Source organism: Maribacter sp., from assembly GCF_039974175.1.
GTDB lineage: Bacteria > Bacteroidota > Bacteroidia > Flavobacteriales > Flavobacteriaceae > Maribacter_C.
Genome location: NZ_JBDWJN010000009.1, coordinates 591,385 through 603,103 on the forward strand (window position 1 = coordinate 591,385; position 11,719 = coordinate 603,103).

Consider the following 11,719-nt stretch of genomic DNA (forward strand, 5'->3'; position numbering starts at 1 on the left):
TTTTATTGTTTTACAAATTCTACTCTTCTGTTTTGTGCTTTTCCATCTGGTGTACTATTGTCTCCTACAGGTTGAGATTCACCCATACCTTCGGCTGTTAAACGTTCTGGAGCTACATTGTAAATGGAAATCAATGCCTTCATAACTTCTTCTGCACGTTTTTTGGAAAGTGTCATATTGGTTTCTTCTTGGCCATCGGCATCGGTGTGACCTATAATTTTTATGTTGATGGCGGTGTCTTGTTGCAGCACTTGCGAAATCTGTCTAATGATACCCATTGACTGTGGTTGAATATTAGCAGAACCCGTATCGAAAAGAATTCCATTAGTAGAAACTTTTCCTTCTGAAAGTAGTTTTCTGCGCAGGTCGACACCACCTTCGGCGACTTTTAAATTGGTTATAAATACTTTTTCCTTTCCATCTTGAAAACCGTTTGCCTGAAATTTTATGGTATTAAGAATGGCTCCAGTAGGTACTAGCCTTGGTACATCAATATATTTAACTTCATTGACCCACAAGCGATAGCGTTGCTTATTGACGGCAATTGCTATATGTGGATAGTCTAAAATTTCATCCCTTAAATCAGCTTTTACTGTACTGCGAATCAACCGCTTTTTGTTGATGTGGTTCTCAATAGTAATGCCAATAGCACTATATTGGCAGAAGGGTATTTCGGCATAGGCATAATTATCTCCTTTTTTAAAATTTTCGTCATCACTTATATACATTGCAAGTTTTGTTGTAGAAGATGTTTTGCGGTCTAAGCCGATAGCTGCAATATCAAATTCAACCGTATATTCTTCAGGAAGTTGTGGCACATCGGGTATATAAAATATGCTGTAACCAGATTTCAGTTCTAGCCATCTTTGCTGAGACTCGCCGATAGTAACTATTTCGCCTCCCGCATCGGTATTCCATTTGGATGGGAAATCACCTATGAAATCATTTTTATAATCATCAAAGAACAGTAGTTTATCACCGGGTACAAAGTCAAATTTGCTGTAAACTTTTATTTGTTCGCGAGCACTATTTGAAGCCGAAGTATTTGGTGTTTCTGAATTTTGAGTGTCACTAGAATTTGGGCCTGAATCAGTCTTGTCGACATTTGATGGATTTTCTTCTGAAGGAACAGGAGATTTTGTTTGTTTTCCTTTTTTTCCAGGTTCTAAAATGCTATCCAGCGCTTGGTCTGTTTTTTTTGAAGCTTCTTGTTCAACTCTTCTTTCTACGGTTCTTTCCGCTGCTTTTTCGGCTTTCTTGGCAAGTTTTTTTAAAATCTGCCCATTGGCTTGATTTGAAAACAAAAACAGAAATGCCAAAGAAAAAAGAAATTTAATGGCCAAGGGTGCGTTTTTCATGGGTAAAAATTTAGTGTTCAATAAGTTACAAAAAAAGATCAGTAATAATTGCTTTGATTCTATCTACAGGTAACCTTTAATGCCGTCAAAATACAAAGGTTAACGTCTTACCGTAACTCCAAACTTATAAAAGGCACTTGAAAATGTACTCATGGTATGAAATACTGTATAATCGGAAAATCGCGTAAACAGATCACATTTTGTAAACGATCAGCGAGTTCTTATTTTCTTTAACTAGTAGTTCAAGGTCTTTGTTCTCGTCAATATCTTCTAAATCTATTTTTGAAGAGCCATCAATCGGAAAGTTTTTGATAGGTTTTGCTTGACTATCGAATAGATAGGTCTTTTCATTCTGCAGATCGGTAACGCTGACATAAATCTTATTGTAAAGGTAAAATATTTGGGGTTGAGTATACACCCCTAAATCAAGTTCGATTTTCCTTCCCTTTATGGTCAATATGTTATCATTCATCAATACCAGCGTATTATCGGTAGCTGCCATGCCATGATCATTGGAGAGGTTGAAATTGGTTTTGGTTAGTTTTCCAGTTAAATCGATCTGATATAACACTCCCTTTTTATCCGTTACAGCGAACTTGTTTTTGTATTTAAAAACCTCATTATCTGAAAAATCTATTTTTTCATTAACAGGAATCCGTACATCGCCAACGCGGTTTAAAATCTTTAGAGACCCCCCCTTTAATTTGAAAACAAGAAAGTCTTTATTCCCTAATACAATGTGTTTTGGAGCCGCTAGTATAGGCTGCGCTGCCTTTATATATTTAAACCCCTTTACGATCTCAGCTTTACTGTTGTACATGAAAGTCTTCTCTCCTTGAGTCACCACAAAACGATAGTTCTTTTGCTTGTCATAGTCAAAAACTGCTAATGAATTTAGATTTCCACCTTGGTATGTGTGCGTGAATTTCTCAACTTCTTTTCCGTTACGATCTAAAATCATAAACTGGTTGTTGGTTGTAAACGCCAATTGCAAGCGACCATTTTTAAATAGGTCTACCTGTTTGACTTCCCCTTGAATTAAGCTGCCCAACTGCTTTTTCCATAGAACTTTTCCGGTACTGGAAATCAGATACAGCATATTATTTTGATCTTGTACAATGACTTCTTTTCTTCCTGTATTATGATTGGTTACGAATTGTGGATTTGTAGCCATGTCAGCATCCAAATTTAGCTTGAAAAGATGCGAGACACCAGTAGTGGAGTTGGTTTCATTTTTGATTTTTTGAATTACGATATTGGTATGATAAAAATTCTTGTCTGCAATGCTTTGGGCTGCGAGACCATAGTCGGAAAGTTTAATTTTCTTTAGATCATTAGAAAAGGCAGTAGAAAAGTCTTCCTTAAGGATTTTTTCGACATTTTTTGAATTGGAAACAAAAAGAATGCTTGATTCTTTTGCGATTTCCTCATTTAAGGTTTTAAAGACCGATGTATTGCTAAAAGTAGCCTCATTTTTATAGTTGCGGATAATTGTTCTTAGCATATCTTGCTCTTCAGAGAAGACAAAGGCGTTTTTTAGGATTACACAGAAATTCGCTTTGTAGTCTTTAACAAGAGGAGCAAAGCGGCTATTTAAAAAGTCGTGGTCACGAAATTCCAAAATTTCTTGGCCTTGATATTCTATGACTCCTGTATTTTGGCTAACCAGATATTCTGAAATACCCTCAGCACCATAGGTGTTCAAGAGGATGGCTCTTTCACCCTTCATATAGATAAAGCCAATTTCTTCGACCGAATTCAAAGGAGGGTCTACAGGAGAGACCGTTCTTAATGCGAGCTCCTGGTTTTTCGCAAAAGTGGCATAATTTTCAAAGGTATATGATAAAATAGCGTCGGCTTGCGCAGGAGCAAATGATGCTGTAAGGTTTGGCAAAGGTTTGGTATTGGCAAAAAGATCAATATAATTCCATGTAGAATCATTGGCAATACTTACCCCGCTCAGATTGAGATTTTTTTGATTGGGTTTGAGGTCTAGGGAGATCCAATCAGAAAAGCCTGATACCATCATTTTCGAATTTTCCTTAGCAATGGTTGATATCAGCGAGTTGCTGTTATTCAAGTTGATAAAAATCGATGCCGGTTTGTTTTCATTAGCAATGGTGTAAAGTTTTTTAAGTGTTTCGGGTTGCTGGGTTGTGAATTTCCCCTCCAATTGCTCTAGCAATATTTTTGAAGAACTGAAAATGGCTTTTTGATTAGCCACTAAACTGTAAAAAGGTATGTCTTCGATCGTATACCGATCAAAAGTAGCATTCGCAAATGCTATGCTTTCCACGGTTTTGTTTTGAATACTATCTAAGTTGATAAGATCGGCTGTTTGGTCTGTAACGTATACGAATTCAAATTGATTATCGGAAGTTTGGGTTAGTGCTAAAATACTCTCCGATTTTGGTGACAAGTATTTGAGGTATTGCACTTTTTCAAGAATGCTATTGTAGGTAGTTGAGGTCGCTAAATCGGATAAGAAATCATTGTTTTCAATTGTATTTTTGAACGCTTCATGATTTTCGATTTTAACAATCAAAAATGCATTTTCAGGAACATAGCTCAGAATTGGTAAGGCAGTGCTGTCTTGGTCTGAGCAATTAAAAAGTAAAAAAAAGAGCAGGACTAAAATGCCGTTTTTCATTTACCTGAGGTTTTAACCAAAGTTAGGATTTTTAAAGCTTTAACGTAAGTTGCTCTGGCAATTGTCTGAAACTTTTTCTGTGATACTTGGTAATGCCATATTTTCGAATGGCTTCTCGATGTTCTTTTGTAGGATATCCTTTGTTCTGTTTCCAATTGTACATCGGGTATTCCTTATGCAATTCTTCCATATATAAGTCACGGGCGGTTTTTGCCAAAACTGAGGCGCCAGCTATGCTCATATATTTACGATCTCCCTTAACGATGCATTTGTGTGGTATACCTTTAAAAGATTTAAATCTATTACCATCCACAATGATAAATTCTGGTAGGGTTGTTAACTGTTCTAGGGCCTTGTGCATGGCCAATATGGAGGCATTTAGAATATTTATCTTATCGATTTCTTTAGGATAAATATGTGCTACTCCAAAACTCAAAGCATCTCGCTCTAGAATTGGTTTCAAATGAATTCGCTTCTTCTCAGAAAGCAATTTCGAGTCATTTAGAAGTGCATTTTCAAAAGTTGACGGTAAAATCAATGCTGCTGCAGTTACAGGACCTGCTAGACAACCTCTTCCTGCCTCGTCTGTGCCAGCTTCTCTAGAGAAGCAAAAATGCCTTTTAAGCATATTTTAGGAGATTTTTTAACATTTTCTCAATTAAATTCAAAATTTGTAAGATTTTTTTTGCGTAATATGTTAAAAAAATGCAAAATGTATACTAATTATGCGTGCATAGTAATTTGTTCGCAAATATCAGGTTTTTTTTAACAGAATATGGTCGCATTTCGTGAAACTTTTGTGTGCGTGGCGAATTATTCTCACTTTTACCGCAGACTAATTTAAAAATTACTTTATGAGACAGAAATTAACATGGATGTTAGTGCCATTGTTGGTGCTATGCATGAACTTCTCTTATGCGCAAGAGAACACAGTTTCAGGTACGGTGACTGATCAAAATAGTTTACCCTTACCTGGTGTATCTATTGTAGTTGTGGGAACAACAACAGGTACTCAAACAGATTTTGATGGAAATTATTCCATTATGGTAGAAGAAGGGCAAGCTTTGCGTTTTAGCTACCTCGGACAACAAACGGTTGAAAGAATTGTAGGTTCTTCCAATACGATGAATGTTCAAATGGATGAAGATGCGGAAGCCTTGGAAGAGGTAATTGTTACCGGACAAGGTTCAGGTATCGCCCGTAGAAAGTTATCTACAACAGTAGATGTATTAGATTCTGAGGATATTGACAGGCTTCCTGCGAATCAAATTGACCAACTATTACAGTCGACAACGCCAAGTGCTCAAATACGTCTGAGTTCTGGACAGCCTGGTACTTCAGCTATCATACGAACTAGAGGGCCGATTTCTGCTTCAACCTCTGCCACTCCTGTGGTGATCATAGATGGTGTTCGAGTTGATAACCTAAACTCCAACCCGCAATTAGGTATTGGTACAGGTGGAGCAAACGTTTCTGCCTTGGCTGATATTCCTGTTGAATCTATTGAGCGAATAGAATATATTAAAGGTGGTGCTGCGACAACGCTTTATGGTGCAGATGCTGCGAACGGGGTTATTCAAATTATTACCAAAAAAGGTAGAGACGGTAAAAGCCGTGCTTTCTTTGAAAGTAATATTGGCGCTATCAAGGCTACAGATGACTACTTAAAATACGAGCGTACAGCTGAAGCATTATTTGATGATGGAATTTCTCAAGAATTCAAAGTTGGTTTAAGCGGAGGCTCCGATAAATTCTCTTATAATTTTGGAGGTAGCTTATATAAAGACGATAGCTTTAATTTATTAAATGAGCAAATTAGAAGATCTTTCACATTTGGTTTAACAGCCAAAGTGACTGATAGATTGAGATATCAAGGTTCTTTGTCCTTTGTTAACTTCGAGTCGAATCTAGATTTTAGTGCGAACACTAGCTTTTCTAGATTTTCTGCTTTTGAGGGTGCTGGTCGCGGAAACTTAGATGAGTTAACAGATGAAGAATGGCAAGGCGAGCTTGAGCGTTCAAACAATATAGGCCCTTTAGTAGATATTACGAGTACCACCAACCGTGTTACCGCATCGAACAAGTTTATCTATGATGTTAACGACGCTATTCAAATTAACGCAACTGTCGGAATTGATAATAGAAATACCGTTCAGGAAGATTTGCAAAGTAATGCACTCTTAGTTGCCTTAGGTTCAATCGCCGAAGGTACAACTGATCAAGGTTCGCTAAGTCGAGTACTTAGATCGGCTTTTACCCTTACCACTGATTTAAACTTTACGCACAGAGCTAATACTGAAAACTTTTCATTTGTTACAGTTCTTGGTGGACAGTTCTTTAGAACTAGTGATAGACAAAATCGTTTAGATGGTTCTGGAGGTGTTGATGGTACGCGTTCTTTAAATAACTTTGCTGAACAGGCTTTTTCAGATTTTGTTCTTGAAAATGCAAACTACGGAGCTTACTTTTTAGAAAATATAGGTATTTATGATGTGGCCTTCCTAGAATTTGGAGGTAGGCTAGATAAAAACACGGCATCAGGTTCGGATACAAAACCATTACTATTGCCTAAGGTGGGAATCACTTACAACTTTAGTGACCACGATTTTTATAAAGCAGCCAAAATTAGCGATATCGTATCTACTATTAGATTAAGAGCTAACTATGGTGAGGCTACCAATTTTGCCAGACCGTTTCAGCAAGACAGAACCTTCGCATTAAATCCATTTTTAGGTGGACCTTCGTTCACTTTCAACAACCCTGGAAATGATGAATTAGTTTCTGAAAGAGTAAAAACAACAGAGTTTGGAGTTGAATTAGGTTTCTTTAGTGATCGCTTATTTTTAAGCGGAACCAGATATCTGGGTATTACTGAGGACGCTTTGTTTACACCACAATCTGCACCTTCTTCAGGTCAATTGAATCAAATTCAAAATATTGGAGAGGTTGAAAACAAAGGTTATGAATTTGAACTGAGGGCTACGCCTATTCAAACAGACAAGCATAATTTAAGTATAAATTTATCGTACAACACTAATGAGAACTTAGTGACCGATTCTGGTGGCGCACCAGCTTTCGTGGTCGGTGGATTTACAGTACTTGGTTCTGTAGTTGAGGAAGGTCAGAGTTTAGGTTACTTACGAGGTACTGCAGCTGTGTTGCAAGATGACGGCACGTATGCCTTTGAAGCGAATACAGCTTTAGGTGATACTTTCGCACCAAACTTTGGTTCTATGGGTATAAACTATTCTTGGGGAGATTTTAGCTTCTTCGCAACTGCCGATTATCAATTTGGTGGTAAAATCACCGATTTAAGTTTCTTGCTACGTCATTTAAGAGGTGCCGACGACACCGGTATTCCTGAAGACTTAGTGGGAACTACTTCTCCTTTCAACTATGTGAACTTCTTTGTTTTTGACAATGATTTTCTTAAGGTAAGAAATTTGGGTGCTTCATATAACTTTGGAGATATTGCTAGTCCTTTGTTCAGTAATATTCGTCTTGGGGTTACCGTTACCAACCCATTCAACTGGACTGCTGGTCAGTTTGATCCTGAAACAACAGGTTCTGGTATTGCAGCTCAAAATGGTTTTGCCAGTGGTGGATTTGCATATGGAACGGAATCTGCACCAAGAACTTACGTTGCATCTCTAAGATTTGAATTTTAAAAAAAAAACAATGAAAAAAATAACAATATTTTTCTTAGCCATTCTGGTTTTCTCATGTTCGGGAGACTTTGGCGAAGTAGTAGACTTCACAGTAGTTGAAAACCCTAACCTTTCAGAGGCTTCAGTGGTTGGTCAGCCTAACTCATCAACCATTTGGTTGACTGGTTTAGAGCGTCAACTAGCTCTTGTTTTTAATGAGACCTTAGTTTTGTCTGAGTTAGGTTCAGATAACTATGTAAATACGCAAACCTTCTTTAATCAGTTTATGGATGGATTAAATATCCAGATCACTGATCCTGATATGAGGGATACCCAACGGGCGATACAACGTCTTAGAGAGCTTGCACTATTCGGAAAGAACAGTGTAGGACCTGGTGATCCGAACTTTACGGCTGCAACGGAAGCTGAATACAATTACTTTGAAGGATTGTCTTATTTGTTCTCAGCAATGTACTTTTCTGCATTGCCTGCTGAGCCATTAGGTGCTCCAATTGCTGCCGAACAGCACTATCAAAATGCAATCACTGCTTTCGATGCTGCAATTAGCGCCAATGCAAAGCCGGAGTATCACTTGGCAAAAGCTAGAGCAAATTATTATTTGGGAAATAAGACCGGAGCTGTACAAGCGGCTAATGCGGCCTTAGCTTTAGATCCTGCATTTGATAGGATGGCTATATTTGACGAAGCAAATAATCCTGACAATACGTTCGAAGACGCACTTTATGAAAGAGCGACATTTGATGATTTACAACCGTTACCGACATTAGATTTTCTAGATCCAAAATATTCTTTTTTAGATACAGAACAAGATGCACCGGTACACTATATGAAAGCTGAAGAGGCCTTGTTAATTTTAGCAGAGGCGGCCTTATCAGATAATGATATCGCAGCTGCTAGAACAAATTTAACAGCCTTGATTGATTTGGTTGGAACTCGAGAAGTTCGAAATATTGACGATTCAATCGAAGCAAGAATTGAAGTAGAACCAGGTTCAAGACCCGACAAAACAACGGTAGTTGTAAATGGGCGATCAGGTTTAGTGCTTGACCGACAGGCTGGTAATGTTGATGTTCCTTCTGTTTCGGGTACTTCTTTGACTGCTGCTGATATTGCGGCAATGGCAGACGATGACGCGGGCCTTACCTTGTTGTATAGAACGCGACAAGAAGTTTTCATTGCTGAAGGACTTCGTTTTGTTGATATGGGTGTTAAGCTAGTGATTGATGAAAATGAAATTCTCCTAAATGAGAATATCAATGAAGGTGACGCAGGTACTACACCACTAATTCCATCCTTCATCTCAGCAGTCGTAGCTGATTTAGATGCTATAACATATGACGCTACCGCTGGTACGGCCACAACAGCTATAGATTTAAGCGCTGTTCTAGTAGCAAACAAAAGTGCGACCGAAGTAGTTCCCTTTGAATAACTTTGAGCATAGAGTACCTAAAAATCCTCCGCAAAGCGGGGGATTTTTTTTGCCTAAACTTTCACATTTTATTACGAACAAAAAAAATTAACTTTGCTCGGTAATAGCATACAATGAGATATATTCTTTTGGTAGTAATTATAATGATGGGTAACTGCCTACTTGCACAAGATGACCCTCCTTCTCCAATTCAAGAATCTGATTCGCTTTCAAGGCAGCCTGGTACGGACAAGAAAAGAGTGCTACAATCAACATCTTCTGAAATAACTATTAAAGATTACAAGATAATTTCTTTCAGACGAGATACCACTTTTTTAGATACCACCATAACTATTGATAAGGAGTATAAGTACAATTATCTAAGAACTGATGATTTTGAATTAATGCCTTTCTCCAATGTGGGTCAGCCGTATAACAAATTAGGTGTCGATTTTGAAAGAAGGAATTTGTACCCTAGACTTGGGGCGAAAGCCAAGCATTTTAACTATGCAGAAATGGAGGACATCAACTACTATAATGTAGCTACCCCAATGACTGATCTCCTTTTTAAGACCACTTTCGAGCAAGGCCAATTGTTAGATGCACTGCTCACATTCAATACCTCACGGAGACTGAATTTTTCAATCGGTTACGAAGGCATGCGTTCTTTGGGAAAATATAATTTTGATGAAGGAGAATCAGGCAACTTTCGAGCAACCACCAATTATGTGACTAGAAATGGAAGATACAGTCTTAGGGCTCATATTGCTGCACAAAGTGTAGATGCGGAGGAAAATGGAGGTTTAACAAACCGAGAGCAATTCGAGTCAGGCGATACCGATTTTACCAATAGGGTCAAGATTGATGTGAGGTTTGACAATGAAACCGCCAGCAATAGAATCTTGGGGAAACGGTATTTTTTAGATCATAAGTACAAGCTCATTAAAAAACAAAAAGATTCAAGTCGAGTTGAAAAAACCTCATTGGCCCTTGGTCATCAATTCAATTATGAAACAAAGTACTATCAGTTTATTCAAGCACAGCAGAATAGTTATTTTGGAGAAGGTTTTTTACCTAGTATTAATGATAGGGCAAATCTGAAGACCATGTACAATCAGGTAAGCGTTGACTTTTACAATGCCACTTTGGGCAGCCTTCAAGCCAATTTAAGTTTGTACAATTACAATTATTCCTTCAATAGTATTTTGGTTACAGATACACAGCGCATTGAAAGCCAGTTAAAAGGAGAAGAGATTGCACTAGGTGCGAACTATGAAAAGCAAATAGGAGGTTTCTTGGTGCGCGGAGGAATTAAGTATAAAGTAGTAGGTGACCTCACTGGTAATATAATAGATGCATCGGCAAGTTATCGTTTCAATGAAAAGAACAAAATGACGGTGGCTTTTCATACTTCGGCGAGAATGCCCGATTTTAATTTTCTATTGTATCAAAGCGACTACTTGAACTACAATTGGCAGAATACCGCAACCTTTAAAAACGAGCGCATAAATAGTCTTCAGGCGAGTTTTGATTCGCAAACTTGGGGAAATTTGTCAGCGAAAGTTACCAACTTAGATAACTATACCTACTTTGCAGTAGATCCAACGGTGATAGCTGAAGATGGGGTCGAGAGTATTTTTGTCAAACCCTTTCAGGAAGATGGTAGTATTCAGCATTTGAAGGTAAAGTATAGGAAGGAGTTTAAAGTCGGAGGTTTTGCTTTGAATAATACAATAATGTATCAAAATGTGAATCAGTCGAATGATGTACTTAATGTACCTCAGTTGGTTACCAGAAATACGCTATACTTTTCTTCAGAGATTTTTAAGAAAGCCATGTTCTTGCAAACTGGGGTCACCTTTAAGTATTTTACGGCCTACAATATGGATGCTTACAATCCGCTCTTAGGAGAGTTCTATACACAGAATGTCGAAAAACTAGGAGGCTATCCTTTACTTGACTTTTTCATCAATGCCAAGGTGCAGCAAACTCGAATATTTTTAAAAGCCGAACACTTCAATTCTTCTTTCAGTAAGAACAATTACTTTGCTGCCCCTGATTATCCGTATCGAGACTTTGTGATACGTTTTGGTTTAGTGTGGAATTTCTTTTCATAGTTGATTATGAAACACTTTTAAAAAAGCGGTTCGTTTATTGGTTTTGTGGTGATGGGGGTATGAAAAAATAATGCAAGGCCATCACCACTCGCTTTTTTCATGCCGCCAATAAAGATTGATGGTATAGAAAAGAATACAAACAAGGGAGTTATCGCTAGCTCGATCAAATTATTTTTCATCTTCTTAATTCTGATAATCAAGCAGTTGAATTTTTTTTTCATAAGGTTTTCAAAAAAAATCATTTAGCTATTGTGTAAGCAAGAAAACCATCTTATATTTGCACCCGCTTTGAGGCTGAGATACGCCTGAAGTCTTGAAAAGCTGAAGTTCGCATGAAAGGTATATACCTTGATAGAAGAGTTTCGGTTTTTTGTTTGAAGTTCATTGACAAATTGTAGAGACAGCGCACAACAGAGATGTTGTGTAATATTATAAAGAATCGAATTATATATTTGAGAGATTGGGTATATAAAAGAATTAGATCGAGATTACGGAGCCTGGGATTTTTTTTTGGTTGT

The 11,719-nt window shown here is 37.6% G+C and carries 7 protein-coding genes; 3 read left to right on the plus strand and 4 right to left on the minus strand.

Going from position 1 to position 11,719, the window contains the following annotated elements:
* Positions 1-2 precede the first annotated feature (2 nt).
* From ABJN95_RS09090 to ABJN95_RS09100, 3 genes are all read right to left on the minus strand, one after another.
* Positions 3-1,358 carry an OmpA family protein gene (locus tag ABJN95_RS09090; RefSeq protein WP_348370067.1) on the minus strand — a complete coding sequence of 452 codons (1,356 nt, stop codon included), beginning with the start codon at positions 1,356-1,358 and terminating at the stop codon, positions 3-5.
* A 193-nt stretch (positions 1,359-1,551) separates the two neighbouring features.
* Positions 1,552-4,008 (minus strand): ribonuclease HII, encoded by a 2,457-nt coding sequence (locus ABJN95_RS09095; RefSeq protein WP_348370068.1) that lies wholly within the window; start codon positions 4,006-4,008, stop codon positions 1,552-1,554.
* Between the two features lie 31 nt (positions 4,009-4,039).
* Positions 4,040-4,636 (minus strand): ribonuclease HII, encoded by a 597-nt coding sequence (locus ABJN95_RS09100; RefSeq protein WP_348370069.1) that lies wholly within the window; start codon positions 4,634-4,636, stop codon positions 4,040-4,042.
* Between the two features lie 226 nt (positions 4,637-4,862).
* Between ABJN95_RS09100 and ABJN95_RS09105 the strand changes: the two genes are divergently transcribed.
* The 3 genes from ABJN95_RS09105 to ABJN95_RS09115 all read left to right on the plus strand — a co-directional run bounded on the left by ABJN95_RS09105 (position 4,863) and on the right by ABJN95_RS09115 (position 11,201).
* Positions 4,863-7,676, plus strand: coding sequence for a TonB-dependent receptor plug domain-containing protein (locus ABJN95_RS09105; RefSeq protein WP_348370070.1), 2,814 nt, complete (start codon positions 4,863-4,865; stop codon positions 7,674-7,676).
* 10 nt (positions 7,677-7,686) lie between these two features.
* Entirely contained in the window at positions 7,687-9,105 is a 1,419-nt protein-coding gene (locus ABJN95_RS09110; RefSeq protein ID WP_348370071.1) for a hypothetical protein, read from the plus strand.
* A gap of 113 nt (positions 9,106-9,218) precedes the next feature.
* Entirely contained in the window at positions 9,219-11,201 is a 1,983-nt protein-coding gene (locus ABJN95_RS09115) for a putative porin (protein ID WP_348370072.1), read from the plus strand.
* A gap of 17 nt (positions 11,202-11,218) precedes the next feature.
* On the opposite strand, the gene ABJN95_RS09120 is transcribed toward ABJN95_RS09115, so the two are convergent.
* Positions 11,219-11,422, minus strand: coding sequence for a hypothetical protein (locus ABJN95_RS09120; RefSeq protein WP_348370073.1), 204 nt, complete (start codon positions 11,420-11,422; stop codon positions 11,219-11,221).
* Positions 11,423-11,719 lie beyond the last annotated feature (297 nt).

Coding starts and splice junctions, on each gene's coding strand:
- ABJN95_RS09090 (WP_348370067.1), bottom strand. CDS start 1,358: ATGAAAAACGCACCCTTGGCCATTAAATTTCTTTTTTCTTTGGCATTT.
- ABJN95_RS09095 (WP_348370068.1), bottom strand. CDS start 4,008: ATGAAAAACGGCATTTTAGTCCTGCTCTTTTTTTTACTTTTTAATTGC.
- ABJN95_RS09100 (WP_348370069.1), bottom strand. CDS start 4,636: ATGCTTAAAAGGCATTTTTGCTTCTCTAGAGAAGCTGGCACAGACGAG.
- ABJN95_RS09105 (WP_348370070.1), top strand. CDS start 4,863: ATGAGACAGAAATTAACATGGATGTTAGTGCCATTGTTGGTGCTATGC.
- ABJN95_RS09110 (WP_348370071.1), top strand. CDS start 7,687: ATGAAAAAAATAACAATATTTTTCTTAGCCATTCTGGTTTTCTCATGT.
- ABJN95_RS09115 (WP_348370072.1), top strand. CDS start 9,219: ATGAGATATATTCTTTTGGTAGTAATTATAATGATGGGTAACTGCCTA.
- ABJN95_RS09120 (WP_348370073.1), bottom strand. CDS start 11,422: ATGAAAAAAAAATTCAACTGCTTGATTATCAGAATTAAGAAGATGAAA.